25 protein-coding genes are annotated in these 23,750 nt (G+C 67.7%); 8 read left to right on the forward strand and 17 right to left on the reverse strand.

Annotated elements, in window-relative coordinates; genetic code table 11:
- The first annotated feature begins 8 nt into the window (after nucleotides 1-8).
- Nucleotides 9-554 carry a 2'-5' RNA ligase family protein gene (locus tag ACO06P_RS19510; protein ID WP_420346889.1) on the forward strand — a complete coding sequence of 182 codons (546 nt, stop codon included), beginning with the start codon at nucleotides 9-11 and terminating at the stop codon, nucleotides 552-554.
- On the opposite strand, the gene ACO06P_RS19515 is transcribed toward ACO06P_RS19510, so the two are convergent.
- The gene (locus ACO06P_RS19515; RefSeq protein ID WP_420346890.1) at nucleotides 545-994 is read right to left on the reverse strand and encodes a hypothetical protein; all 450 of its coding nucleotides are present in this window, start codon (nucleotides 992-994) and stop codon (nucleotides 545-547) included. The genes ACO06P_RS19510 and ACO06P_RS19515 overlap by 10 nt on opposite strands.
- A gap of 52 nt (nucleotides 995-1,046) precedes the next feature.
- On the reverse strand, nucleotides 1,047-1,451 hold the full coding sequence (locus tag ACO06P_RS19520) for a DUF6152 family protein (RefSeq protein WP_420346891.1): 405 nt from the start codon (nucleotides 1,449-1,451) through the stop codon (nucleotides 1,047-1,049).
- A gap of 852 nt (nucleotides 1,452-2,303) precedes the next feature.
- Between ACO06P_RS19520 and ACO06P_RS19525 the strand changes: the two genes are divergently transcribed.
- The 4 genes from ACO06P_RS19525 to ACO06P_RS19540 are packed head-to-tail and all read left to right on the forward strand — an operon-like array spanning nucleotide 2,304 to nucleotide 5,352.
- Nucleotides 2,304-3,599: an O-acetylhomoserine aminocarboxypropyltransferase gene (locus ACO06P_RS19525; RefSeq protein WP_420346892.1), complete on the forward strand. Its 1,296-nt coding sequence runs from the start codon at nucleotides 2,304-2,306 to the stop codon at nucleotides 3,597-3,599.
- Nucleotides 3,600-3,651: 52 nt separating this feature from the next.
- Nucleotides 3,652-4,440, forward strand: coding sequence for an alpha/beta fold hydrolase (locus ACO06P_RS19530; protein ID WP_420346893.1), 789 nt, complete (start codon nucleotides 3,652-3,654; stop codon nucleotides 4,438-4,440).
- A gap of 9 nt (nucleotides 4,441-4,449) precedes the next feature.
- On the forward strand, nucleotides 4,450-4,902 hold the full coding sequence (locus ACO06P_RS19535; protein ID WP_420346894.1) for an acyl-CoA thioesterase: 453 nt from the start codon (nucleotides 4,450-4,452) through the stop codon (nucleotides 4,900-4,902).
- 24 nt (nucleotides 4,903-4,926) lie between these two features.
- On the forward strand, nucleotides 4,927-5,352 hold the full coding sequence (locus ACO06P_RS19540) for a hypothetical protein (protein WP_420346895.1): 426 nt from the start codon (nucleotides 4,927-4,929) through the stop codon (nucleotides 5,350-5,352).
- Between the two features lie 198 nt (nucleotides 5,353-5,550).
- Here ACO06P_RS19540 and ACO06P_RS19545 read toward each other — a convergent pair whose 3' ends face one another.
- The 6 genes from ACO06P_RS19545 to ACO06P_RS19570 all read right to left on the reverse strand — a co-directional run bounded on the left by ACO06P_RS19545 (nucleotide 5,551) and on the right by ACO06P_RS19570 (nucleotide 9,764).
- The gene (locus ACO06P_RS19545; RefSeq protein WP_420346896.1) at nucleotides 5,551-6,348 is read right to left on the reverse strand and encodes an ABC transporter permease; all 798 of its coding nucleotides are present in this window, start codon (nucleotides 6,346-6,348) and stop codon (nucleotides 5,551-5,553) included.
- Nucleotides 6,349-6,361: 13 nt separating this feature from the next.
- Nucleotides 6,362-6,982 carry an ABC transporter ATP-binding protein gene (locus tag ACO06P_RS19550; protein WP_420346897.1) on the reverse strand — a complete coding sequence of 207 codons (621 nt, stop codon included), beginning with the start codon at nucleotides 6,980-6,982 and terminating at the stop codon, nucleotides 6,362-6,364.
- Between the two features lie 73 nt (nucleotides 6,983-7,055).
- Nucleotides 7,056-7,673, reverse strand: a complete 618-nt coding sequence (locus ACO06P_RS19555; RefSeq protein ID WP_420346898.1) for a TPM domain-containing protein — start codon at nucleotides 7,671-7,673, stop codon at nucleotides 7,056-7,058.
- A gap of 68 nt (nucleotides 7,674-7,741) precedes the next feature.
- A complete protein-coding gene (locus tag ACO06P_RS19560) occupies nucleotides 7,742-8,506 on the reverse strand; it encodes a TPM domain-containing protein (RefSeq protein ID WP_420346899.1) in 765 nt (254 codons plus the stop codon).
- A 25-nt stretch (nucleotides 8,507-8,531) separates the two neighbouring features.
- Nucleotides 8,532-9,134: a LemA family protein gene (locus ACO06P_RS19565; RefSeq protein WP_420346900.1), complete on the reverse strand. Its 603-nt coding sequence runs from the start codon at nucleotides 9,132-9,134 to the stop codon at nucleotides 8,532-8,534.
- A gap of 168 nt (nucleotides 9,135-9,302) precedes the next feature.
- Entirely contained in the window at nucleotides 9,303-9,764 is a 462-nt protein-coding gene (locus tag ACO06P_RS19570; protein ID WP_420346901.1) for an Hsp20 family protein, read from the reverse strand.
- 304 nt (nucleotides 9,765-10,068) lie between these two features.
- On the opposite strand from ACO06P_RS19570, the gene ACO06P_RS19575 reads away from it, so the two are divergent.
- Nucleotides 10,069-10,491: a DUF1465 family protein gene (locus ACO06P_RS19575; RefSeq protein ID WP_420346902.1), complete on the forward strand. Its 423-nt coding sequence runs from the start codon at nucleotides 10,069-10,071 to the stop codon at nucleotides 10,489-10,491.
- 159 nt (nucleotides 10,492-10,650) lie between these two features.
- Here the strand turns inward: ACO06P_RS19575 and rpmE are convergent, their stop codons facing one another.
- Nucleotides 10,651-10,875 (reverse strand): 50S ribosomal protein L31, encoded by a 225-nt coding sequence (gene rpmE / locus ACO06P_RS19580; RefSeq protein WP_420346903.1) that lies wholly within the window; start codon nucleotides 10,873-10,875, stop codon nucleotides 10,651-10,653.
- A gap of 417 nt (nucleotides 10,876-11,292) precedes the next feature.
- Here rpmE and ACO06P_RS19585 point away from each other — a divergent pair, with 417 nt between their 5' ends.
- Complete coding sequence (locus ACO06P_RS19585) at nucleotides 11,293-13,110, forward strand: ABC transporter transmembrane domain-containing protein (protein ID WP_420346904.1); 1,818 nt, start codon at nucleotides 11,293-11,295, stop codon at nucleotides 13,108-13,110.
- Nucleotides 13,111-13,180: 70 nt separating this feature from the next.
- Here ACO06P_RS19585 and ACO06P_RS19590 read toward each other — a convergent pair whose 3' ends face one another.
- Complete coding sequence (locus ACO06P_RS19590; protein ID WP_420346905.1) at nucleotides 13,181-13,564, reverse strand: hypothetical protein; 384 nt, start codon at nucleotides 13,562-13,564, stop codon at nucleotides 13,181-13,183.
- 290 nt (nucleotides 13,565-13,854) lie between these two features.
- Between ACO06P_RS19590 and ACO06P_RS19595 the strand changes: the two genes are divergently transcribed.
- A complete protein-coding gene (locus ACO06P_RS19595) occupies nucleotides 13,855-15,117 on the forward strand; it encodes a glyoxalase superfamily protein (RefSeq protein ID WP_420346906.1) in 1,263 nt (420 codons plus the stop codon).
- Between the two features lie 71 nt (nucleotides 15,118-15,188).
- Here the strand turns inward: ACO06P_RS19595 and ACO06P_RS19600 are convergent, their stop codons facing one another.
- The 7 genes from ACO06P_RS19600 to ACO06P_RS19630 form a co-directional block, all read right to left on the reverse strand.
- Entirely contained in the window at nucleotides 15,189-16,514 is a 1,326-nt protein-coding gene (locus ACO06P_RS19600) for an NAD(P)/FAD-dependent oxidoreductase (RefSeq protein WP_420346907.1), read from the reverse strand.
- Nucleotides 16,515-16,548: 34 nt separating this feature from the next.
- Nucleotides 16,549-18,060: a peptidoglycan -binding protein gene (locus ACO06P_RS19605; protein WP_420346908.1), complete on the reverse strand. Its 1,512-nt coding sequence runs from the start codon at nucleotides 18,058-18,060 to the stop codon at nucleotides 16,549-16,551.
- Nucleotides 18,061-18,330: 270 nt separating this feature from the next.
- A complete protein-coding gene (locus tag ACO06P_RS19610; RefSeq protein ID WP_420346909.1) occupies nucleotides 18,331-19,485 on the reverse strand; it encodes a flagellar motor protein MotA in 1,155 nt (384 codons plus the stop codon).
- Nucleotides 19,486-19,768: 283 nt separating this feature from the next.
- Complete coding sequence (locus ACO06P_RS19615; protein WP_420346910.1) at nucleotides 19,769-21,307, reverse strand: OmpA family protein; 1,539 nt, start codon at nucleotides 21,305-21,307, stop codon at nucleotides 19,769-19,771.
- Between the two features lie 146 nt (nucleotides 21,308-21,453).
- Nucleotides 21,454-22,269: an inositol monophosphatase family protein gene (locus tag ACO06P_RS19620; protein WP_420346911.1), complete on the reverse strand. Its 816-nt coding sequence runs from the start codon at nucleotides 22,267-22,269 to the stop codon at nucleotides 21,454-21,456.
- Nucleotides 22,270-22,388: 119 nt separating this feature from the next.
- Nucleotides 22,389-22,955, reverse strand: coding sequence for an elongation factor P (gene efp, locus ACO06P_RS19625; protein ID WP_420346912.1), 567 nt, complete (start codon nucleotides 22,953-22,955; stop codon nucleotides 22,389-22,391).
- Nucleotides 22,956-23,066: 111 nt separating this feature from the next.
- Nucleotides 23,067-23,717 (reverse strand): thiamine phosphate synthase, encoded by a 651-nt coding sequence (locus ACO06P_RS19630; protein WP_420346913.1) that lies wholly within the window; start codon nucleotides 23,715-23,717, stop codon nucleotides 23,067-23,069.
- Nucleotides 23,718-23,750 lie beyond the last annotated feature (33 nt).

Raw genomic sequence — 23,750 nt, forward strand, 5'->3', positions numbered from 1 at the left:
GGACCGCGATGACCAACTTCATCGTCTGCTACCCGCAGCTCAACGAACGCAACCGCCAGTGGATCGACGGCGTCCGCCGGAACAACGATCCCCAGGCCGAGGCTATCGCGCCGCATGTCACCCTCGTCTTCGGTTTCACCGAGGTGGCGCGGCAGAGCCTGGAAGAACACTTGCGAAAGCGGGCCGCCGCGCAGGCGCCCATCGCGGCGACCTTCTCCGCCCTCGAGTGCCGCAAAGGGGTCCGGGAGGAGGCCTACTACGCCTATCTGATGCCGGAGCGCGGCCGCGTCGCCTTGACCGCCCTTTACGACCAGCTTCACCGCGGCGTGCTGGCGGACGAGAAAATCGGCGCGCCGGTGTACGTCCCGCACATCACCCTGGCGCGCAGCCGGAGCCGGGCCGCCATTGAGACCCTGGTCGCATCGCTCGCACTGCCGGAACGGGGTATCGCCGCCGTTCTGCCCGCCCTGACCTGGGTGGCCGCCGACGGCGGCGCGATCCGCGACCTGGCCGTGTTTCCCTTCGCTGGTAAAGCCAAAACCCCTCACAGGTAAGCGATAAAGCGGCCGCAGAGGATGACCGCCAGCCAGAGGCCGAGCGAGAGAGCGCCGGCGAGGCGCAGGCGCGGGCTGTTCACCGCCATCTCCGGCACCTGGGCCAGGGTCCAGTCGGCGGCGCGGCGCAGCAGCAGGGCGTTGGTGATGGCGGCCAGGATCAACAGCAGCTTGACCTGGAAAAGAGCCGTGCCGGCGTACTTGACCGCGTGGACCGAGAACAGCAGCAGCCCGCAGACGACCGTCAGGGCCAGGCCGCAGAGGGCGACCGGCACCAGAATGCGGGCCATCGGTGCGATCGGCCGGTCGGCCCAGACCCCCAGGAGCCGCAGGTCGAGCGGCACGATGGCGCCGAACAGCAGCGCCAGGCCGACGATGTGGCCGGCGTTGACGACAGGGTAGACCCAGCGCGAGGCGCGCAGGGCGCTCGGCAGCGCCATGCTCTGAAGCGCCGTCAGCGCCTCGACGATTGCGGCGTCGAAGATCTCGCCCTCAGTCCCGGTTCGGGTAGAGGTTGTAGAGCTGGCCCTTGATGGTGACGCGTTCCGCCTTGACCCGCTTGTCGGTCTCATCGGCGGCGCGCTGCCCGATGACCTTGATCTCCGTGCCCGGGGTCAGCATGTCGTCGGTGAGGCCCGCCCGCTCGTTGCGCCAGGGCTGGCCGACTTCGACGGTCCAGATCTCGCCCTCGGCGTCCACCGTCAGAAGCCCGTGCGGGTTGCCCAGACGCACCGTCTGGATGAGGCCCGTAAGCTCGAAGTTGCCGTCCTCGGTCCAGCGCCAGCCGTGGTGCGCGCGCGCCGGCCGGATGCCGAGCCCCGCGGCCAGCCCGGTGATGAGAACGCCTGCCGAAAAGGCAAGGCTGCTGGAGATCAGGAACCCTCGCCGCGTTGTCATGATGGTTTTGCCTCCGTTTGCTCCGCTGTTCGATGGCTTAGGCCGCCCGGCGGGCGGCTGGATTCGCTGGCAAGAGCCGCGCTCCTTAACCAAAAAAGATGTGGGCGCCGTCCTCCCAGGATCGAGCGGTATTTCGCAGACCCCAGGATTTCCGCCGTTTTTCCTGGCCTCGACCTCGGCCTTACAGAAAGTTTTAACCAGAGTCTTAACCATTCTTTAGGAATTCGAGGCTAATTTGAACCATAGACGGCCTGGCACCCTCCCCGGGTCCTCCCGGGTCGTCTTTCGGATGTTTATCCGTTCCTTGTAACGCCTCCCTGTTAAACTTGCCGCCGGGTTCGCCCGGCGGTTTTTCTGTCTGGACACCTTTCCGGGCGGCGCGGGCGTCGGGCGCTCCGTGAAGAGGCGCGCTACGCCAAATAAGCTGTAATACGTTCCGTGCTTCGGCTTATGATTGCAACGCGCGCCTGCGGCGGCGGCGGTGCCGCCGGGCGGGCAGAGGCTGGTTCGGTCCCACGCATTGCCGCGACGTCGGTTTTGTCAGGATGGATTCCCCCGGCCGCTTCGCTTCGATCCTGCGATTTCCCGGAGAAAGGCTACACCTTCAAGGCGTTAATGATTCTCCGCTTGACCGTCCGCAGGACATTGGTAGTGTTCGGGACGGCAAGTTGACAGGGTAGAACGCAAACAAGGGGAGGGGCCACGATCCATGCGGATCGAAGGCCCTCCTTCAATTTTGGGCCCCCTTTACAGTTTTGGTCCTGCGTTTTTCTTCCAGCGATGTAGAGGAGATCTCTCCGGTTCGCCGCGGCTTGGTATAAGCTTGCCGGCCTACAACCGGAGTTCTTCACCGTGGCAGATCCCAAGTTTCTGAAGTTCGACACGCTCTCCCTGCATGCCGGCCAGCAGCCCGACCCGGTGACCGGGGCGCGGGCGGTGCCGATCTACCAGACCACCTCTTACGTCTTCCGCGACACCGACCAGGCGGCGGCGCTGTTCAATCTGGAGCGTGCCGGCCACATCTACAGCCGCATCTCCAATCCAACGGTCGCGGTGCTGGAGGAACGGGTTGCCGCGCTGGAACTGGGGGTTGCCGCCATCGCCACCGCCTCCGGCCATGCGGCGCTGCATCTGGCGGTCGTAACCCTGATGGGCCAGGGCGGGCACATCGTCGCCTCGGCCTCGCTCTACGGCGGCTCCATCAATCTCTTCACCCACACCCTGCCGCGCTTCGGCATCACCACCAGCTTCGTCAATCCGCGCGACGTATCCGCTTTCCGCGACGCCATCCGCCCGGAAACCCGGCTGGTCTTCGCCGAGGGCCTGGGCAATCCGGGCCTGGAGGTGCTGGACATCCCGGCGGTGGCGGAGGTCGCGCACGATGCCGGTCTGCCGCTGATGATCGACAGCACCTTCGCTACGCCTTATCTCTGCCGCCCGGTGGAACTGGGCGCCGATCTGGTCATGCACTCGGCGACCAAGTGGCTGGGCGGCCACGGCCTGGCGCTGGGCGGGCTGCTGGTCGACGGCGGGCGTTTCGACTGGGAGGCCAGCGGCCGCTTCGACACCCTGACCGAGCCTTACGAGGGCTACCACGGCATCGACTTCGCCGAGGAGTTCGGACCCCAGGCCTTTGCCATGCGGGCGCGGGCGGAGGGCCTGCGCGACTTCGGTGCGGCGATGAGCCCGCAGAACGCCTTTTACATTCTTCAGGGCGTGGAGACGCTGCCCTTGCGCATGGAGCGTCACATGGCCAACACCCACAAGGTGCTGGAGGCATTACAGCGCGAGGACGCCGTTTCCTGGGTCATCCACCCGGATCTGCCGGAGCATCCCGATCACGCCCTGGGCCAGAAGCTGATGCCGCGCGGCTGCGGGTCCATCGTTTCCTTTGGCGTGAAGGGTGGCCGTCCGGCGGGAGCGAAGTTCATCGAGGCCTGCCAGCTTTCTTCCCACCTCGCCAACGTGGGAGACGCCAAGACCCTGGTGATCCATCCGGCCAGCACCACCCATCAGCAGATGACTGGGGAGCAGCTGGCCGCTGCCGGCGTCGGCGAGGACATGGTGCGCCTCTCCGTCGGCCTGGAGGACCCGGACGATATCATCGGCGATCTGCGCCAGGCGCTGCGGATCTCCCAAAAAGATTGACCGGCGCCGCTGTCGCTCCAGCCGCCCGAACCCAGAGGATGGATTAGCCGGAATGGAACTTTCAGTGGACGGCGCGCGGGTCTATGCCGCGACCGGCGGGCGCAGCTTCGACCCCGATCTGCCGGTGATCGTGTTTCTGCACGGCGCCGGTCTCGATCACACGGTCTGGGCCCTGCCCGCGCGCTACTTCGCCCACCGCGACCGCAGCGTGCTGGCCGTCGACCTGCCTGGCCACGGCCGCTCGGAGGGGGCGCCGCTGACCTCCATCGAGGCCATGGCCGACTGGGCCGTGCGGCTGCTGGATGAGGCGGCGCTGGAGACGGCGGCGCTTGTCGGCCACTCCATGGGGGCGCTGATCGCGCTCGACTGTGCCGGGCGTCATGGGGGCCGGGTGCGCGCCGCGGCGCTGATGGGGGCGGCGCCGAAGATGCCAGTGCATCCGGACCTCCTGGCGGCGGCGGAGGCCGACGACCCGCTCGCCTTCGAACTGATGACCTCCTGGGGCTTCGGGCCCAGCGGCCACTACGGCGGCGCGCGCCTGCCCGGCGCCTGGATGATGGGCGGCGGCGAACGCCTTTTGGAGCGCATCCGGCCCGGCGTGCTGCATGCCGACCTTTCGGCCTGCAATGCCTACCAGGGCGCCTTGGAGGCGGCGGCCAAGGTAGCCTGTCCGCTGCTGATGATCATGGGGACACACGACAAGATGACCCCGGCGCGCGCCGGCACCAAGCTGGCCGCCGCCATCGGCGGCGCCCGCCAGGTCACCATCCCAGCCTGTGGCCACATGATGCTGGCCGAGAAGCCCGACGAAAGCCTGGATGCCCTCCGAACGATCCTGTGACGTGAGCCGATGACCGATTCTGTTGCCCAGACCCGAGTTGCGACCCGTGCGGCCTACCCGCACTTCCTCACCATCCCGACGCGCTGGATGGACAACGACATCTACGGCCACGTGAACAACGTGGTCTACTACTCCTACTTCGACACGGTCATCAACGAGTACCTGATCCGCGAAGGCGGGCTCGACATCCACGATGGCGGGGTGATCGGCGTCTGCGCTGAGAGCGCCTGCCAGTACAAGGCCGCCTTCGCCTTCCCGGAAAACGTCGAGGCGGGTTTGCGCGTCGCTCACCTGGGCAACCGCGCGGTGCGCTACGAGATCGGGTTGTTCCAGGCAGGCCGCGAGGAGGCGGCGGCCACCGGCAGCTTCGTCCATGTTTTCGTCGAACGCGCGACCATGGAGGCGGTGCCGATCCCCGACGGTCTCCGCGCCGCACTGGCGAGATTGCAGATGCCGGTCTAGGGGAGCATCAGTATGGATGGGCCGATGGATTGGACCGTCTACACCGACAATCACACCCACCCCAGCGGTTCCTACAGCGTGGAATTCGTCGCCCACTATCGGCGCGACGGCGGCCTTGATCTCTTCGCTTACGAGCCCGAAGGGTCCTGCCCCGAACTGGAGGACGGGCGAGTCGATGAAAACCACATCTTCCTCGCGCGCCTGGAATCGGAACGCGAACTGGACGCCGCCGTGGAGGCGGTGATGGCACGCCTGGGGGAAGGCTACGAACTCGCCCTCTTCTATCGCGAGGCCGGCTCGCGGAAAGTGATCGGAAAGATTTGCACGCACCTGCAGAAACACGGCGCGCACCATGCCTGGGTCCGCTCCAACGGCAAGGAAGACTGGGAACTCGTGATCCGCCGCAAGGACTTTCCGATAGCCGCCGAGGTGGTGTCGTCCAACGTCTGACGGCGCCGCTCCCCCTCACCCTCCCGCTGCGCGGGCCCCTCCCTCTCCTACGAGGGGAGAGGGAACGCTAGCGCGCCTCGCTGAGAAACCCTCTCCCCTGGTGGGAGAGGGTTGCGCAGCCTTAGCAAGCAGAGCGCGCTTAGGCGAAGCTGCGTGAGGGGGAAGACCGGTGCCGCGTCAGCGGGAGGGTGAGGGGGATCATTCCCCAGCCAGCCGGTCGAGGCGCAGGCGGGCGCGGGTGTCGGTGAGGCGGTAGAGGCCGGTGAAGACGGCGGCGACGGCCCCCAGGGTGGTGCCGCCGGCGATCAGGAACATGATGAGGAGCTGGTACTTTACCGCCTGCATGGGCTCCACCCCGGCCAGGATCTGGCCGGTCATCATGCCGGGCAGGGAGACCAGGCCGGTGGCGGCCAGTGAATTGATGATCGGCATCAGGGCGGTGGTCAGCGCCTGGCGGGTGATGGGCAGCATGGCCGCGCGGCTGGTCGCGCCGAGGCAGAGCAGCGCCTCGATGGCGGCGCGCTGCTGGCGCGCGCCCTCGGTGAGGCGCTGCAGGCCGAGGGCGATCCCGGTCATGGTGTTGCCGAGGATCATACCCAGCAGCGGCAGGGCATAGCGCGGATCGTACCAGGGTTCCGGCTGCACCTGGGTGGTCAGCGCGAAGAGGGTGACCAGGGTGGAGGCCATCAGCAGGGCCGAGGTGCCGATGCCGTAGGCCCAGAGGCGGGCGAAGCCGCGCTCCTGCCGGGCCATGACCTCGCGCCCGGCGAAAAGGATCATGGCCAGCGCCGCCAGCGCCGTCCACCAGGGCGAGGCGAGCTCGAAAAGCTTGGTGAGCACCAGGCCGACGAGGAAGAGCTGCAGCCCGCAGCGCAGGGCGGCGATGGCGAGGCTGCGCTCGATACGGAGCTGCAGCGCCAGGGACAACCCCCCGACGGCCAGCAGCAGCAGGGCGGCGATGGCGAGGTCCAGGGTGTCGAGACGGATGTAGTTCATCGCCCGACCTCCATCACCGGGTCTGCCGGGCGAGTTCGTCGTCGGTCAGCGGGCGCAGCTGCCCGGCCTCGATCCGCAACTGCGTGGTCGCCACCCGCGCCGCCTGGCGCCGGTCATGGGTCACCCAGATCAGCGCGAGGCCGTTTTCCAGCTTCTCACGCAGCAGAGCCTCGACGGCGGCGGTCGCTTCCTCGTCCAGCGGGCCGGTGGGTTCGTCGAGCAACAGCACCCGCGGCGCCCTTTCCAGGGCGCGCAGCAGCGCGAGGCGCTGGCGCTCGCCGGTGGACAGCCGGCTGACAGGCCGCTCGGCCACGGCGGGCGTCAGCTTCAGGCGGCCCAACTGGGCGGCGACGATGGGCCAGTCGAGGAAATGGTCCTCCAGGCGCTCCGACCACCAGCCGGGCTCCGCCGCCAGGTAGCCGACGCGGCGGCGCCACTCAGGCCCGCTCATCTGTTCGCGTGCCTTGCCCTCCAGGCGGATCTCACCCTCGGCGGGGTCCAGATCCGCCAGGGCGCGGAGCAGCAGGGTCTTGCCGGCGCCGGAGGGGCCGCTCAACGCCATGCAGGTACCGCCGTCGAGCTCGAAGCTGGTCGGCTCCAGGCCGGGGCGGGAGAGGTGGTCGACGCAGAGCATGACCCCGACAGTCTAGGCGAGGCGGTCGAGTCCCGGCCAGCGAGTCCCGGCCAGCGAGTCCCGGCCAGCCGCCTCAGAGTTCGATCAGGTGGTCCGGCAATGCGTTCTTCGTTCCCGGTTCTGCGGGAAAGTGCTCCGCCAGGATGGCGCCGCAGGCATCAACCGCCGCATCGAAGCCCTCGGCGACCCGCCCTGCCTTCACCGATGCCACGAAGTCCGCGACGATGGCGTCCCACTGATCCTGGGAGACATGGGCGTCGATGCCCTTGTCTGCGAGGATTTCGACATAGTGTTCGCCCAGGGACACGAAGATCATCAGGGCGCAGCGGTCGGGGGTGTTGTGCAGGCCCTGGTCCAGGAAGACCTCGCGCGCGGTGCGGGCCGCGCGGCGCAGTTTCACCGCCTTGGGAATCAGACGCATTTTCAACGGCGTCCAGCGCAGGGCCAGGGCCAGCACCAGGAAGAGGCCGAGCTGCAGCACCGAGACTGCGGCCATGGACCAGTCGAGGCCGATGGCCAGAAGGACCGGGGGGACCGCCAGCGCGGTCATGCTGGCCCAGAGCAGCGGGATGAAGGGGTAGGGATCGCTCTCGCGCGCCAGCACGGTGACCAACTCGCCGCGGGTCCGTGCCTCGGCCGTGCGGATCCTGTCCCGCAGATGCTGCTTTTCCGCTTCGCTCAAGAACGTCACGTCATCCGTTCCCCATCATCCCTGCGTCTCGACACGCCGTTTGCCAACTGCCGTTCACCACCTGCTGGTCACCAACTGCCGGAGGATCCGCCGCCGCCGAAGCCGCCGCCGCCGCCGCTGAAGCCGCCCCCGCCTCCGCCGCCGAAACCGCCACCGAAGCCGCCGCCAAGTCCGCCGTGGCGGTCGCCCCTGCGACGGCCGCCACGCCAGCCGCTCGACGAGCTGTCGACCTTCAGCCTGTTGGCGGCAATGATCGGGAACACCACGAGCGCCAGCATGAACAAGAAGAACGCGATGGGCACGAACCGCTTCTCGCCCGGATCGCGTTCCAAGGGTTCATAGGTTCCCTCGATGGCCGCCAGGATGGTGTCGACGCCGGCCGAGATGCCACGCGGAAAGTCGCCCTCCCGGAAAGCCGGCAGAATGCGCTGCTCGATAATCAGCTTGGTGGTGGCGTCGGGCAGGTTACCCTCCAGGCCGTAGCCGACCTCGATCCTGACCTTGCGTTCGGTCGGCGCTACGATCAGCAAGGCGCCGTTGTCGCGCTCGCCCTGGCCGATACCCCAGTGGCGGCCAAGCTGATAGCCGAAGTCCTCGATCGTAGTGCCTTGCAGGGTTGCCAGGGTCACCACCACCACCTGGTTCGAGGTTTCCGCCTCGTGGCGGGCCAGTTGCTCGGTGATGCGGCTTTCGTCGACGCTACCCAGAAGATTTGCGGTGTCGACCACGCGGCCGGTCAGTGGCGGGAAGTCGAGCGCGGCGGCCGGCGCCGCCGTCCAAACCGCGGCCAGCAGCAGGACGGCCGCAAGGACCGGATGCCAAAGCTGTCGCACGACTGGCCGGACCCGCGCCCGCTGTCTAGTTGAAGCTGACGGTCGGCGGCTCGGCGACGGCCTCCGGCTGGCTGAAGGTTTCGCGCAGCTGCATGTCGGAATAGAGCAGCGTGGCCCAGATGCGGCCGGGGAAGGTGCGCAGTTCCGTGTTGTAGGTCTGCACCGCCTGGATGTAGTCCCGCCGCGCCACGGCGATGCGGTTTTCCGTGCCTTCGAGCTGGGCCTGCAGGCTGAGGAAGTTCTGATTCGACTTCAGGTCCGGGTAGCGTTCGACCACCAGGAGCAGCCGCGACAGCGCCTGGGTGATGGCGCCCTGATTGGCCTCGAACAGGCGGAAGGCTTCGGGGTTCGACAGGATGTCGCTCGGGATCTGCATCTGCGTGGCCTTGGCCCGCGCTTCGACCACCGCCGTCAGGGTTTCTCTTTCCTGGGCGGCGAAGCCCTTCACCACCTCGACCAGATTGGGGATCAGATCGGCGCGGCGCTTGTACTGGTTTTCAACCTGCGCCCAGTTGGCCTTTACCGCTTCGTCGTGGGTGGGGATGTCGTTGACGCCGCAGGCCGCGAGGAGCGAAGCCAGCAGGCTGCAGAACAGCAGCCTCGACCCCAATCTTCCGATTGCATGCATGAACTCTGTCTACCCCCGCTGATTGCTGCGCCGCACCCTATCACCTGCCGCGCAGGCGCGCCACCGTGCCAACCGGATATACCGCAGCAGGCGCAAACGCAGTGCGGCCGGGCGGTGTCTGGCCGCCCGGCTGCCTGCAACAGGTATTGTGAAAACCGAAGGGCCGGGTTAGGCCGCTTCGCTCTCGATCACCTTGGCGCTGCCGGCGCCGGCGGTGATCTTGATGGAGCGGGGCTTCTTGGCCTCCGGAATCTCGCGGACCAGTTCGACCGACAGCAGGCCGTTCTCCAGCTTGGCACCGCTCACCTTGATGTAGTCGGCGAGGTCGAAGCGGCGCTCAAAGGCGCGCGCGGCGATGCCGCGGTGGAGGTACTTGGGCTCTTCGCCCTCGGCGGCCTTCTTGCCGGTGATGGTCAGGCTGTTCTCTTTCGCCGTGACGTCCAGTTCGTCCTCGCTGAAGCCGGCCACCGCCATCACGATCCGGTAGCTGTCGTCACCGGTCTTTTCGATGTTGTAGGGCGGATAGCTGTAGGCGCTGTCGTCCAGCCGGCTGGCGGCATCCAGCGCGGAGGCCAGGCGGTCAAAGCCGACGGTTGCACGGAAAAGAGGGGAAAGATCAAGACTGCGCATGTCCACATTCTCCTTACATGAGCAATATGGTTGGTCTACGGGCCCACCTTGTGGTCAAGCCCTCGTCATAAGCCGCGGATAGAGGAACCCTTTTGGAAGGCATTCCTCGGCGGCATCCTGGATATTGGAAGCTGCAGGCGGCGATTCAAGCCTTGCGGAAGCACCTGAATGTGAAATAATTCCTTGCTACGGACGGACGCGTTTCCAAGGGATTGTTAAGTCCGAAGGGGCTAACATCTGGCCAGTCCGCCGTTCAGTGATACCGGGCCCGACAGGCACGGGCCGCCGCGCCAAGGAACCCTTCGTGACGGATCGAACAGTCGCCTTCTTTGACTCGACCTTTGACGAGGCCCTGGCGCTGACGCGGGAGGCGCGGGACTACCTGACCCACCGCGAGCCTGAGGAGCGCAAGAAGATGTCGCCGGCCGAGCGCATGGCGATGAGCTGCGAAACCATGCGGCTGACCGCGCGCCTGACCCAGATTATGGCCTGGCTTCTGGTCCAGAAAGCGGTGCATGCGGGCGAGATGACCCGCGAGGAAGCGGCCGCTGAAGAGTACCGCCTGTCCGGCAAAGAGGTCTGCGAGGAGACCACCCCGCCGGTGGAGGGCGCGCAGCTTCAGCCCCGCCTGGTGGATCTGCTCGACCGCTCTCACAGGCTTTACCAGCGTGTGGCGCGGCTCGACGCCATGCAGGACCGCCCGAGCCGGCCCAGCCTTCAAAACTAGGCCTTTTGGCCCCGGGCTCCGCGGGCCTGACCTTGAGCAGGGGGCTTCGGGCGGCGCAAAGGGCCCCGCCCGCACGAAAAAGGGCGGCGCAATGGCCGCCCCCTGCCGGGTTTCAAAGCAATGGGCCGGGAGCGCTGCTCGACCGGCAAAACCCGGACGTTAAGACTTCAGGCCGAAACCGCCGAAGCGCTTGTTGAACTTGGCCACCTGGCCGCCGCTGTCCACCAGGCGATGCTCGCCGGTCCAGGCGGGGTGGGTCTTCGGGTCGATGTCCAGGCGCATGGTGTCGCCCGCGGCCCCATAGGTGGAGCGGGTCTTGAACTCGGTGCCGTCGGTCATCACCACGGTGATCTCGTGGTAGTCCGGGTGCAGGTCTTTCTTCATGGCCTTGATCCTCGATAAAGCGCGGCGCTGTATACCCGAGTGCAGGCCGGGACGCAAGCCCGTCCGGGGCGGTTTTTCCGTCTTTGGCCGTGCTCTTGAATTTGTTGGGAAATCCAGCCATTTCAAGGCTTTGCCCTTGCGGTGGCGGGAACGGTCCGGACCCGGCGTCCGGGCGCCGGCCGCTCCCGGGTTCCCGCTCCCGGCCTCTGCGGGCCGGAGGCCGGGCGAAAGGCCGCAGAAGACCCCGGCAGCCCCATATTTGCTGGATTTTGTCCTAGGCGTCAGGGAGGATCGGGCCCGAGGAGATGTCCCGCCGGTCGGCCGCCCGCCGCGGCCTCCCGGCCCGGCTGAGAGGCCCGGTTAGATGCACGTTTGGATGCCCGGTTAGATGCCCGGTTAGATGAAAGAACCTGGTTGATGCGAATGTCCTACTCCGCCCCGAGCGGCCTGCGCAGCGACGCGCCCTCGCGCGGTAGCCTGAAGCTGCTGGCCGAGCTCTGGCAGTTCGTCCGCCCCTATCGGCTGCAGGTGGCCGGCGCCATGGCGGCCCTTCTGACGGCGGCGGCTACGGTTCTGGGCCTGGGTATGGGGCTCCGCCGGCTGGTGGACGAAGGCTTCTCCGCCGGCAATGCCGCGCTGCTGAATCAGGCGGTGCTGGTTCTCTTCGGGGTCGTCATCCTGCTGGCGGTGGCCAGCTATGTGCGTTTCTACCTCGTCTCCTGGATCGGGGAGCGGGTCGTGGCCGATATCCGCAAGCGGGTGTTCGACCATATCGTGACTCTGTCGCCGGCCTACTACGAAGTCACCCGCACCGGCGAAGTGCTCTCCCGCCTCACCACCGACACCACGCTGTTGCAGACTGTGGTCGGCTCCTCCGTTTCCGTGGCGATCCGCAACTCGCTGCTGCTGGCCGGCGGTTCGGCCCTCCTGATCATCACCTCCGCGCGCCTGACCGCGCTGGTGTTTCTGGTGGTGCCCCTGGTGCTGCTGCCGATCCTGACCTACGGCCGGCGGGTGCGCCGCCTGAGCCGCGACAGCCAGGACCGGATCGCCGATCTCGGCGTCTATGCGGGCGAGACCCTGGATGCCATCCGCACGGTCCAGGCCTTCGTCCATGAGGGCGAGGACCGGCGGCGTTTCGGCGCGCGGGTGGAAGAAGCCTTCGGCACGGCGCGTCGGCGCATCGCCGCACGGGCCATGCTCACCGCCGTGGTCATCGTACTGGTCTTCGGCGCGGTCAGCGTCATCCTCTGGATCGGCGGGCACGACGTCTTGAGCGGGCGCATCAGCGCCGGCGAGCTTTCGGCTTTCGTCTTCTACGCCATCGTCGTGGCGGGGGCCGCCGGTGCGGTGAGCGAGGTGATCGGCGACCTGCAGCGCGCCGCCGGCGCGACGGAGCGGCTGATGGACCTTCTGGCTGCCGAGCCGGAGATCACCGCCCCGGCCGCGCCGCAGGCGCTGCCGGTCCCGGCGCGGGGCGCGGTCGGTTTCGAGCGGGTGGTCTTCAACTACCCCTCGCGTCCCGACCGCTCGGCCCTGCAGGGTCTCAGCTTTGCCATTCAGCCGGGCGAAAAGGTGGCCATCGTCGGCCCCTCCGGTGCCGGAAAGACAACGGTGTTCCAACTGCTGTTGCGCTTCTACGACCCGCAGGGGGGAACGGTCCGCCTGGACGGCGTGGCCCTGCCGGAGGCTGATCCCGCCGATCTGCGCGCGCGCATCGGTCTTGTCCCGCAGGAGCCGGTGGTGTTCTCCGCCGATGCCTGGGAGAACATCCGCTACGGCCGGCCGGAGGCCAGCGACGAGGAGGTGCGCGCCGCCGCCGCCGCCGCCGGGGCGCTGGAGTTCCTCGAACAACTGCCGCAGGGCCTCGACACCTACCTCGGGGAAAAGGGCGTGCGCCTCTCCGGCGGCCAGCGCCAGCGTCTGGCCATCGCCCGCGCGATCCTCAAAGACCCGCCGCTGCTGCTGCTCGACGAGGCGACCAGCGCGCTGGATGCCGAAAGCGAGCGGGCCGTGCAGCAGGCCCTCGAACGCCTGATGACCGAACGTACCACCCTGGTGATCGCCCACCGCCTCGCCACTGTTCTGAAGGCGGACCGCATTCTGGTGATCGACCAGGGCCAGCTGGTGGAAAGCGGCAGCCACAACGAACTGGTGGCCGCCGACGGCCTCTACGCGCGTCTGGCGGCGCTTCAGTTCGGCGAGGCGGCGACGCTGGACACCTCGGCGGCCTAGAGCGGATGGCGTTCCTGGAGTGCCTTCCGAACCGGGCCCGCCACAGCGCAAGGCCCGTTGTGCGAGGGCTCTAGAACTTGCGGGAACTGCAGCGAATCTTCCGATTGCCGCCGGCCATGGTCGACTGCTGCGTATAGCAGTGCACGACCACCAGACGCTCGCCCGAGCGGTCGAGGAACCAGGCGCCGGTCGGCTCCAGGCCGTCGACGCTGACAAAGTTGCGCCCGATCCGTGCGCGCTGCGGCTCGGCCGCCGGTCGGCGCGGCAAAAGCTTCGCGGGGCCGCGGTGGACGGTCAGGCCCGTGCCGCTCTCGTTCTGCGTGACCGCCGGTGCCTCTGTCGTCGAGGCCCCGTGGAGAATCCTGACCGGACCGTCCGCCGCCCCGGCGGCCGCTGCACCGCCCAGTAAACCGGCCGCAAGTGCGAGCGTCCGCACCGTTATCCTTGCTGTCATCCTGCGTCTCCCACGATTGCTTCGGGTTGGCCCCGAGCGGTCGTTTTCCGTTCGTCCCGCCAAGCCTCGCATGCGCCGCGGCAACCGTCCAGGCAAGCGATGCCAGCGCGACCGACGGTGCTTCGTGACCGGTTTGACTTCGCCGCCGGGCGCTTCATAATGCCGCCCTGGCCGTGAAGGCGGCCGACGGTCCGCGTAAAGGGTTGAACCCACCTCCACTCGCGATGTGTCTCACATCTTCTTTCTGCCCGTGAGTTGCGGACGCCGGGCCTGAAGAAAGAAGGTGTCCCATGACCGAAACCCTTCCCCCACGCCCCGACCTCGCCTGGCTGCGCAAGACCGCCAAGCAGCACCTTGCCGCACTGCGCGCCAAAGACCCTGCCGCCCGGCTGCATCAGGCCCAGTTGGAGGTCGCGCGGCGCTACGGCTTCGCCAGTTGGCGCGCCCTGAAAGCCCATGTCGATTCCATCAGCCCGGACGGCCGGATCGTCGCCGCTGCGGTCGAGGGCAGGGCAGCCGACCTTGCCCGCCTGCTGCGGGAGAACCCGGGCAAGACCGGGATCACCGGCGGGCGCTGGAACCGGCCGCTGCTCCATCTCGCCGCCGAGGAGGGGCATCTGGACTGCGTCGAGCTGTTGCTCGACCTCGGGGCCGACGTAAACCGGCGCGACCGGCTGGACCGGGCCTATGCCCTGCATTGGGCGGCCATGGCCGGCCAGCTCCCCGTGGTGGAGCGTCTCGTCGAAGCCGGCGCCGATATCCGCGGCGAGGGCGATGCGCACGAGATGGGCGTTATCGGCTGGGCGACCGGCTTTCGCGAGGTCCATCGCGCGGTGGTGGAGTTCCTGATAGCCCGTGGCGTGGAGCCGGGCATCTTCACCGCCATTGCGCTTGGCCGCAGGGACCTGGTCGAGACGATCGTGGAGGACGATCCGGCAGAACTCCAGCGGCCGATGAGCCGCTTCGAGCACCACTGCACGCCGCTGCACTTCGCCGTCCAGAAGGACCGGGCCGAGATGGTTGCGCTTCTGCTCGACCTCGGGGCGGAGCCGAGCGCCAAGGACAGCCGTGGCGTGACGCCGCTGGGCTACGCCGCACCGAAAACCGACACGGCGGTGGTCGACCTTCTTGTCGACGCCGGCGCGGACCCGGCGGAGCGCAGTCCGAACCGCTTTGAATCCGCCATCCCGATTCTCAACGTGAAGTCGGTGCCCAACGCCATTGCCTACTACGTCGACAAGCTGGGCTTCGAGAAGGAGTGGGACTGGGGTACGCCGGCGGACTTCGCCTGCGTCCTGCGCGATGACGTGCGGATCTTTCTCTGTCAGGACGGCCAGGGCGCTACCGGAATGTGGATCTCGGTGTTCATCCGCGACGTCGATGCCCTCTACGAAGAGTACAAGGGGACCGGCGCCGTGATCCGCCAGAAACCGACCACCTTTCCCTGGGGCGTACGCGAGATGAACGTGGAAGACCTGGACGGCCACCGCCTGCGCATGGGCAGCGATGCCACCGGTCCCGACGAAGGCAAGCCGCTGAACGAGGCGTCCTGAGGCCTTTGGCTGTTTCAAGGGCCGACACTTGAGCGCGGTGCTGCATTGGCGTCGGGCGCAACTGGCCGGCCTCAGTGCAGCTTCAGCTTGGGGCGCACGATCCGGTTGACGTGGCCGACCAGGATCATGGCCAGGCCCTTGATCCAGCCGTGAATGGCGATGAGGTGCATGCGGTAGAGGGAGGCGTAGGCGATCCGCGCCAGGCGTCCCTCCACCGCCATGCGCCCGCCCACCAGGTTGCCCATCAGGCTGCCGACGGTTGAAAAGCGGCTGAGGGCGACCAGCGATCCCCGGTCGTTGTAGATGAAGTCCTGCAAAGGGCGGCCTTCGGCGAGGCCGACGATGTTCTCGAAGACCAGCGTTGCCATCTGGTGGGCCGCCTGGGCGCGCGGCGGGATCGGCCGCTCCTCGTTTGCCGGGGTGTAGGAACAGCAGTCGCCGATGGCGAAGATCCGGTCGTCCACGGTGGTCTGCAGGCTTGGGCGGACGACCAGCCGCTTCGAGCGGTCGACTTCGAGGCCCCCCAGATCGGAGAGGTAGTCGGGGCCTTTCACGCCCGCTGCCCAGAGGCTCAGGTCGGCCGCGATGGTTCGCCCGCCCTCCATCCGGACGGCGGAGGCTTCGACCGCGTCCACGGCCGTGTCCGTCAGGATCTCGACGCCGAGGGCTTCAAGTTCCGCTGCCGCAGCCTCGGCAAGTTTGTCCGGCAGGGCGGGCAGGATGCGCGGGCCGGCCTCGAGGATGGTGACCTTCAGGCGTGTTTCGTCGAAGACCTCCAGGCCGTAGTGGCGCAGCGCATGGGCGGCGTTGTAGAGCTCTGCCGCCAGCTCCACGCCGGTGGCTCCGGCGCCGACGATGGCGATCCTCACCATGGCGTCCGTTTCGCCCTGCGCAACTTTGTGGGTGACGCGCAGGCAGGCGTTCAGAAGCTTCGAGCGGAACTGGTCGGCCTGCTGCCGGTCTTCCAGGAAAAGCGCATGCTCTGCGACGCCGGGGATGCCGAAGTCGTTGGAGACCCCACCGACCGCCAGCACCAGATAGTCGTAGCGGATGGCGTGGGCGCCGATGACTTCCTTTCCGTCCTCATCCAGCAGCGGCGCCGTGTGCACCAGCCGCCGTTCCCGATCGATGCCGGCAAAGGTGCCGTAGAAGAAGCGGTAGCCCCATCTGACGCCGTGCCCGCCGTAGCCGACCTCGTCCATGTTCGCATCCAGCGAGCCTGCAGCGACCTCATGCAAAAGCGGCTTCCAGATGTGCGTGCGGTTGCGTTCGACCAGGATGATGTCGTAGGCATCGCGCCCGAGGCGGGTGCCGAGGCGGCGCACCAGTTCGAGGCCGCCGGCCCCGCCGCCGACAACCACGATCTGCGTTTTTCGTTGCTCAGCCTTCGCGGCCATCGTTCACCCTGCCGTCACTGATCCCGGATAGCGGCTAGCGCTGCGTCAGCTTGAATTCGATGCGCCGGTTGCGGCGGAAGGCGATTTCGTCGCTGCCGGCATCGAGCGGCTGGAACTCGCCGAAGCCGGTGGCGGCGAGGCGGGTCGGAGGAATACCCTGGGCAATCAGAAACTTCGTAACGGCGATGGCGCGTGCGGAAGACAGCTCCCAGTTGGAGGGGAACTGGAAGGTGCTGATGGGCGCGCGGTCGGTATGGCCGTCGACCCGCAGCACCCAATCCAGTTCGTCGGGGATAGTCCCCGCGATCTCCTGCAGGGTCTCGGCCAGACGTGCGAGCTGTACCTGCCCGGGCTCGCCGATGGTGGCCGAGCCGCTGCGGAACAGGATCTCCGACTGGAAGACGAAGCGGTCGCCGACGACGCGGATGTCCTGCCGGGTGCCGATGGCCTCGCGCAGGCGCCCGAAGAATTCGGAGCGGTAGCGCGCCAGTTCCTGCACCTTGCTGGCCAGCGCGACGTTCAGGCGTCGGCCGAGGTCGGCGATCTGCACCTGCTGCGCCTCGTTCTCGGACTCCGCCAGGTCGAGCGCCTCCGACAGGGTGGTGAGCTGCTGGCGCAGGGCGGCGAGCTGCTGGTTCAGCAGCGTGATCTGGATTTGCGCCTCTTCGGAGAGCTCTTCCTGTTCGGCAAGGGCGGCGGTCTGTTCGCGCCCGGCCGCCTCCGCCGCCTGCAGCTTCTTCACCAGGTCGTCGCGCAGCGAGCGCAGGATCGCGAGTTCGGCCAGCTGGGCCTCGATCGTTTCCTTATCCGCCTCGATGGTCGTGAAGGCGTCTTCCAGTTCCGCCCGGCCGGCGGCGATGGCGGCCAGTGCCTCTTCCAGTTTCTCCTGGTCGGTGTTGAGACGCGCCAGCGCGGCTTCCAGGCGCGCGCGTTCCGCATCCAGCTCGGCCTGGCTCTCCGTGAGCGCCTGCCGGCTCTCCTCCAGTTCAGCCTCGCGCCGTGCCAGGGCTTCGCGCACGGCTGCCAGTTCCGCCTGGCTGACCGTCAGGGCCTGTTCGCGTTCGTCGGCCTGCCCGCGCAGCGCTGCCAGCTCTTCCTCGTTGCTGCTCAGAAGGGCGGCGAGGCGGCTGCTTTCTTCCTGTTCGGCGGCCAGCAGGCTCGCCAGGTCGTCGCGCTCGTCAGCGAGGGCGGCCAGCTGATCGGCCAGGGATTCGCGCTGCTCGGTCAGCGCCGCGAGCTGGCTGGTCAGCGCCTCCCGGTTGGCCAGCGAGGACTGCAGTTCCGAGGACAGTTGGGCGACGTTCACCCGCAGGTCGGCGTTGGCGCTGCGCTCCAGCGCCAGCAGGTCCGCCAGCTCGTTGATCTCGTTTTCAAGCCGCAGGAGCGCCTCGTCCTTGCCGGTGATGGCGATGGAGAGGAAGAACTGCGCCACCATGAAGACCATGAGGACGAAGATCACCACCAGCAGCAGGGTGGCGAGGCCGTCGACGAAGCCGGGCCAGATGTTGATGGAGCGCCGCGAGCCGCCGCGGCCGAGCGCGTACATTAGGACCCACTATCAGGATTAGGTGCGCCATGAGACGGTCGGGAACGCCCCGTGGCTAGGAGCACCCGTGCAGGCGATGTGGGCCATCGGCAAGCCGGTGCGACGACGTCCACGGGGCGTTCCCGACCGCCCGCGGGGTCGCTTTTCGCTTCGCACCCGCGGCGTCGCCACGCTTGCCCGATGCACCACATCGTGCTGCGCGCGGCTCCTGCCAGGTGCGGTCGAAAAGTCGATCTCATGATGCACCTAATCCTGATAGTGGGTCCTTACCTAGCCTTCCTCGGCCATGGCGGCGAGGGTGCGGGTCAGCAGGCGGATCTCACTGCGCAGCTCCTCGACGGCCTGCTCGCGCCCGCCGGCCATCTCCGCCGCCATGCGTTCCAGCCGCAGGTCGAGGTTGCGGATATGGCCCTTGGTGGCCTTGTCCAGCCCGGCCTCTTCGCCGCCGGCATCGGCGATGCGGGCCAGCAGGGGCTTCATGCTCGCCTGTGTCTCGGCGATGGAGAGCATGACCGATTGCTCGGTGCGCATATGGTCGGTGAGACTGCTGAGCCGTTCGGTGAGTGCCGCAAGGTTCTGGTTGATGGCGGCCCGGTCCTCCTCACCGCGCGCAACGGTGCGCTGGAGCTGCTCCAGGCTGTCGGCGGTCTTTTCCAGAAGGGCGTGCACGTAGGCCGAGACGGGCTGCTCGCCTTCGCCGGTCGCGGTGGCGCTGCCCAGCTTGGTGACGCTGGAAAGCCACTCTTCGAGCTCGTTCACGAAGCGGTTGTGCGCCTGGCTGGAGTTGAGCTCCAGGAAGCCCAGCACCAGCGAGCCGGCCAGGCCGAACAGAGAGGAGGAAAAGGCCGTACCCATGCCCGAAAGCGGCGCCTCCAGCCCGCCCTTCAGTTCCTCGAAGAGGACCACCGGGTCGCCGGTGCCGCCGGACAGCCCGCCGATGGTCTGGCCCACGGCATTCACCGTGTCCAGGAGGCCCCAGAAGGTGCCCAGCAGGCCGAGGAAGATGAGCAGGCCGATGATGTAGCGGGAAATCTCGTGCGATTCCTCGATACGCGCCGCGATGGTGTCCAGCAGCGTGCGCATCGACATGGTGGAAAGCGACAGCCGCCCGGCGCGGTCGCCGATCATGGTGACCATGGGGCCCAGCAGGCGCGGTGGCGAATCCTGCGACAGCGTGCCCGGAAAGATCAGGCCGCCGCGGCTTTCCCGGCGCAGGGTTTCAAGCCAGTAGATCTCGCCCCGCAAGCCCAGCACCTGAACGAAGCTGAGCCCGATGCCGAACAGCAGGATCAGCATAATCAGGCCGTTCAGAAGCCAGTTGGCCAGAAAGGCGTCCTGCAATTGCGGGGCAATAAAGGCGCCGGCGATGAGGACAGCGGCCAGGAACAGCACCATGCGCAGGAGATAGGTCTGCAGGAAAGACATGCGAAAAGGTCTTAATCCTCGTCTCCGCCCCTGTCCGGAGCGGCGCTGTCGGTCACCGGGCATCCTCTCCGGCACGCCAGGATGCGCCAGAGTCGACCCCTACATAGCATGTCCTAAGGGTTAGAGCATCTTCCGGTCATTGGGAACCGAATTGATGGGGCAACCGAATTGACGGGGAACCCCAATTGCGGAGGGCAACCGACCTGATGGGCGCCCATCGACACTCAATCGGCACCACACCCATCCGCCGGTCCGGAGGTCCCGGAGGCCCGGCAGGGGCCGTTCAACTGCCGATCGGTTTGATGTCGACCCGATTCGCGGGTCCGCTGTCGGCGACGCCCCTGGGCGGGCGCACCTGGATGCGGGCGGAGGAAATGCCGGCGTCCATCAGGAACGTGCGCACCTTCAGGGCGCGGGACAGGGCCAGCTGGCGGGCCAGTTCCGGCGAGCCGCCGTCACTTGAGGCATAGCCCAGCACCTGAATGCGGTTGTCGCCCTGGGCGCGCAGGTCGTCGGCCAGAGAGCGCAGCACCGCCTGGGCGGTGGTGCTCAACTCCGCCGAGTCGGTCGCAAAGGTGAAGGTGACATCCTTCAGGTCCGAGTCGAGTCCAAGGCCTTCGGTCCCCAAGGACTCGGGCAGGCTGGCGACCTGCGTCGGCACTTCGGCGAGCGCAGGCAGGGCCGAGGGCTGGGCGGAGGGCTGGGCGGACTCGGCATCGGATGCGCTTTCCAGTCCCGGGCTGCTGCCCGCGACATCAGTTTCCGCAAGATCCTTCGGCAGCAGGCTGACCGGGGCTTTTGCGGCCGGCGCAGCAGCCACCGCAGCCGCCTCGCCGGCGGTCTCGTCTGGGGCCATAGCCACGGAATCCGCGGTCGCGTCGGCCGGGTCGGTCGGGCTAACCGGGGTTGGCTCTGCCTGGGCCGTGTCTGCTTGGGCCGTCTCTGCCTGGGCCGGCGCCGCCCGCAGATCCGAGGCGGTCAAACCTGCGATCTCGCCCGGCGTCTCCGCGCCGGGGGCCTGAGAGTCGGCGCGCTCCGCCGGCGCCGGGGTCCGGAATTCCGGCGCCAGCCGCGGCTCCAGCTCCACGGTTTCCACTGGGGTCACCGTGACCGCCGGCGGCGTGCCGTTCAGGGTTTCTTCCAGCCCGGGCTCCTGAGCCGCGGCATCCGCCATGATCGCCTCTGTCAGGGCGGCCAGCATGGCGGGCGTGGGCTGGGGCTTGCGCCCCGGCATCTCGGGGATCGGGCTGGATTCGATGATGACCGTCTCGAAGACCCACTCGCCGTCGTCCTGCGGTGCGGCGCCCTCGTTTCCGGCGAGGGGCAGCAGCAGCTGTGACTGCGGCTCCGGGCCGTTGGCAAAGGCGTTGTCGTAGGCCTGCCTGCGCTGCTCGCGCGCCACTTCTCCGGAAAACCCGGGCGTCAGCGTGCTCGAGGGGTTCTGGAGCGGCGGAAACAGCAGTGTCGAGGGCCGCGTGACCACGATGCCACGGGTCTGCCGGGTGCCGGAGGCCGGCGGCAGCAGGCGCATTTCGGTGCCGGCCGGGGCCGCGGCGCCGGGCGCTGTCGGGGCGGCCTGGGGCAGCGGCGCGAGGGGCAGGGGTACCAGCGGCTGCGGGCCCGGGCCCAGGCTGTCGAGCACGTCGGTGTTGACGGTAATACCGGATTTCGACCGGGATTGGGCCGCAGCAGGCTCGACGGCCAGGACTGCCACCGCCGTGGCGGCCAGCAGCCCTGCTGCCAGCTTTCCCGACCACGAACCCGACAACGGGCGACGATGCTCCAAGCCCACGCGACCACTCCGCTCAGCAAATCTGTTCATTTGCGGCCCCTGATGCCCCATTCCCCTAAGGCAACCCTTTTGGTTAACAGTATTCCGCCGGCCGACCGGCGACAACCGCTTTGCGGGCGCCGGCGGCAGCCTTCACGCCCGCCGGCCGCAGGGCCGGGGGGACTACCACGCCCCTATTATTGCGCCCTTTGGTTACTCAAAGGTTTGCGGAGCAGCTTCATCAGATCGCTGTGGATATTGTTGTTGCTGGCCAGAATGCTGGGGCTATCCAGGTTGATTTGCTTGCCATTTACCTCGCTCACGTAGCCCCCGGCCTCGCGCACCAGGATCATCCCGCCGGCGATGTCCCAGGCGGAGAGGCCCCACTCCCAGAAGGCATCAAAACGTCCGGCGGCGACATAGGCCAGGTCCAGCGAGGCCGAGCCCCAGCGGCGGATCCCTGCTGTGTTCTGCATGACGGAGTCGATTTCGCCCAGGAAGCGCTCGGAGTCGCCCCGGCCCAGAAAGGGGGCGCCGGTGCCGATCAGGCTCTCACCCAGGCGATTGCGGGCCGAGACCCGGAGACGGCGGTCGTTGAGGAAGGCGCCGCCGCCCTTCTCGGCGTGAAACAGTTCGTCCTTGATGGGGTCGTAGACCACGCCGGCGATGACCTCGCCGCGCTCCTCCAGGGCGATGGAGATGGCGAACTGCGGCAGGCCGTGGAGGAAGTTGGTGGTCCCGTCCAGCGGGTCGACCAGCCAGCGGCGGGTGTTGCCGTCGCTCGGTGCCTGGCCGCCGGATTCCTCCATCAGAAAGCCGTATCCCGGCCTGGCGTGGGACAGCTCCTCCTTGAGGGTCTTCTCCGCCTTCAGATCGGCGGCGGAAACGAAGTCCGCCGGTCCCTTGCGGGAAACCTGAAGGTTCTCCAGCTCGCCGAAGTCGCGCTTCAGGCCGCGTGCGGCCTTGTTGGCGGCCTTCACCATGACATTGATAAGGGCGGAGCGGGTGGCCATGGCGGAAGATGCCTTCGTTGGAGAACTGCGGACGGAAACGGACTGCAGGTACAAGCAGGTTGCGGAAAGCGGGCGTTCCGGAAAGCGCCCCGGCTGTGGCCTTTGAATAGGCGGCGGGGTTAGCCCTTGGCCCGCTCCACATAGGTTGAATCGGCTGTGTTCACAACGATGCGGGTACCGCTTTCGATGTGCGGCGGCACCATGACCCGGGCCCCGTTCTCCAGCTTCGCCGGCTTGTAGGAGGAGGAGGCGGTCTGGCCCTTCACCACCGCGTCGGCCTCGACGATCTCCATGATCACGGTGTCCGGCAGCATCACGGAGATCGGTTCGCCCTCATAGGACTCGATGGTCACCGTCATGCCATCCTGCAGATAGACCACCGGCTCGCCGACCATGTCCTTGTGCAGGCTGATCTGCTCGTAGGTCTCGTTGTCCATGAAGGTCAGCATGTCGTCCTCGGCGAAGAGGAACTGGAACTCCTTCTGGTCCAGGCGCACGCGCTCGACGTCTTCGCTGGCGCGGAAGCGATCATTCAGCTTGGTGCCGTCGCGGATGTCCTTCAGCTCCACCTGCAGATAGGCGCCGCCCTTGCCGGGCTGGGTGTGCTGGATCTTCACCGCCCGCCAGAGGCGGTTCTTGTGCTCGATGACGTTGCCGGGGCGAATGGCATTGCCGTTGATCTTCATGGCCGAAGGGTCCGGGAAAATGGCAGTTCTGGAAAGCGCGCGGAAGCTACCAGCTTGCCCCTGGGGTGGCAACGCCCGAGGTGCCTGGCCTGGGCATGGGGGCGGCGCGTTTCAGGCGTTGGAGCGGGCGCCTGCGATCAGCTCCGCCACGGCCGCGGCCGGGTCGGCGTTTTCGAGCCACAGGGGCGCGGCGAGGGCGACGAAGTCGGCCCCGGCGGCGGCCAGGGCGGCCACCTCCTCTGGCGTTGCCGCGCCAAGCGCGACCACCGGCGGCGTCATGCAATCGGCCCACCAGGCGACCAGCGCGGGATCGGCGGCGCTGCCCGCCTCCAGGCCGCCGAAGGCGACGTAGTCGGCCCCGGCTTCGCCGGCCAGCATGGCGGCATGGCGCAAGTTCCCGCAACCGGCCCCGAGGATGCGGCCGTCGCCCAGATGCTGCCGCAGTTGGGTGATGGCCTTGCCCGCTGCCCGGGCGTCGATGTGCAGGCCGTCACAGCCGCTGGCCTCGACAAGGTTGCTGCGGTTTTCGAGGAGCACCGCGAGACCGGCCGCCTGGCCCGCATGGATCATCGGCGCGGCGTTTTCCAGCAGGGCGGCATCGTCCAGGGCGCCGTCGCGCAGCAGCAGCGCCGAGAGACCTGCGGCGGGCGCGTCGTCGAAGGCTTGGAGAACCGCCATCAGTCCGGCAAGAAAACCGCCGTCGCGGCAAGGCTGTGCATCCAGCGGCGGTGAGACCAGCAGAAACTGAGAACCGTCTTCCACCGACGCCGCCGCTCAATCTTCGGTCGCTGAAAA

Origin of the sequence: Pelagibius sp. (genome assembly GCF_965227505.1) — a bacterium.
Taxonomy (GTDB): Bacteria; Pseudomonadota; Alphaproteobacteria; order Kiloniellales; family Kiloniellaceae; genus Pelagibius.

Coding starts and splice junctions, on each gene's coding strand:
- ACO06P_RS19585 (WP_420346904.1), top strand. CDS start 11,293: ATGCGAATGTCCTACTCCGCCCCGAGCGGCCTGCGCAGCGACGCGCCC.
- ACO06P_RS19530 (WP_420346893.1), top strand. CDS start 3,652: ATGGAACTTTCAGTGGACGGCGCGCGGGTCTATGCCGCGACCGGCGGG.
- ACO06P_RS19520 (WP_420346891.1), bottom strand. CDS start 1,451: ATGACAACGCGGCGAGGGTTCCTGATCTCCAGCAGCCTTGCCTTTTCG.
- ACO06P_RS19545 (WP_420346896.1), bottom strand. CDS start 6,348: ATGAACTACATCCGTCTCGACACCCTGGACCTCGCCATCGCCGCCCTG.
- ACO06P_RS19515 (WP_420346890.1), bottom strand. CDS start 994: ATGGCGCTGCCGAGCGCCCTGCGCGCCTCGCGCTGGGTCTACCCTGTC.
- efp (WP_420346912.1), bottom strand. CDS start 22,955: ATGAAGATCAACGGCAATGCCATTCGCCCCGGCAACGTCATCGAGCAC.
- ACO06P_RS19535 (WP_420346894.1), top strand. CDS start 4,450: ATGACCGATTCTGTTGCCCAGACCCGAGTTGCGACCCGTGCGGCCTAC.
- ACO06P_RS19510 (WP_420346889.1), top strand. CDS start 9: ATGACCAACTTCATCGTCTGCTACCCGCAGCTCAACGAACGCAACCGC.
- ACO06P_RS19565 (WP_420346900.1), bottom strand. CDS start 9,134: ATGCATGCAATCGGAAGATTGGGGTCGAGGCTGCTGTTCTGCAGCCTG.
- rpmE (WP_420346903.1), bottom strand. CDS start 10,875: ATGAAGAAAGACCTGCACCCGGACTACCACGAGATCACCGTGGTGATG.
- ACO06P_RS19550 (WP_420346897.1), bottom strand. CDS start 6,982: ATGCTCTGCGTCGACCACCTCTCCCGCCCCGGCCTGGAGCCGACCAGC.
- ACO06P_RS19605 (WP_420346908.1), bottom strand. CDS start 18,060: ATGTACGCGCTCGGCCGCGGCGGCTCGCGGCGCTCCATCAACATCTGG.
- ACO06P_RS19600 (WP_420346907.1), bottom strand. CDS start 16,514: ATGGCCGCGAAGGCTGAGCAACGAAAAACGCAGATCGTGGTTGTCGGC.
- ACO06P_RS19620 (WP_420346911.1), bottom strand. CDS start 22,269: ATGGCCACCCGCTCCGCCCTTATCAATGTCATGGTGAAGGCCGCCAAC.
- ACO06P_RS19595 (WP_420346906.1), top strand. CDS start 13,855: ATGACCGAAACCCTTCCCCCACGCCCCGACCTCGCCTGGCTGCGCAAG.
- ACO06P_RS19540 (WP_420346895.1), top strand. CDS start 4,927: ATGGATTGGACCGTCTACACCGACAATCACACCCACCCCAGCGGTTCC.
- ACO06P_RS19570 (WP_420346901.1), bottom strand. CDS start 9,764: ATGCGCAGTCTTGATCTTTCCCCTCTTTTCCGTGCAACCGTCGGCTTT.
- ACO06P_RS19590 (WP_420346905.1), bottom strand. CDS start 13,564: ATGACAGCAAGGATAACGGTGCGGACGCTCGCACTTGCGGCCGGTTTA.
- ACO06P_RS19610 (WP_420346909.1), bottom strand. CDS start 19,485: ATGTCTTTCCTGCAGACCTATCTCCTGCGCATGGTGCTGTTCCTGGCC.
- ACO06P_RS19615 (WP_420346910.1), bottom strand. CDS start 21,307: ATGAACAGATTTGCTGAGCGGAGTGGTCGCGTGGGCTTGGAGCATCGT.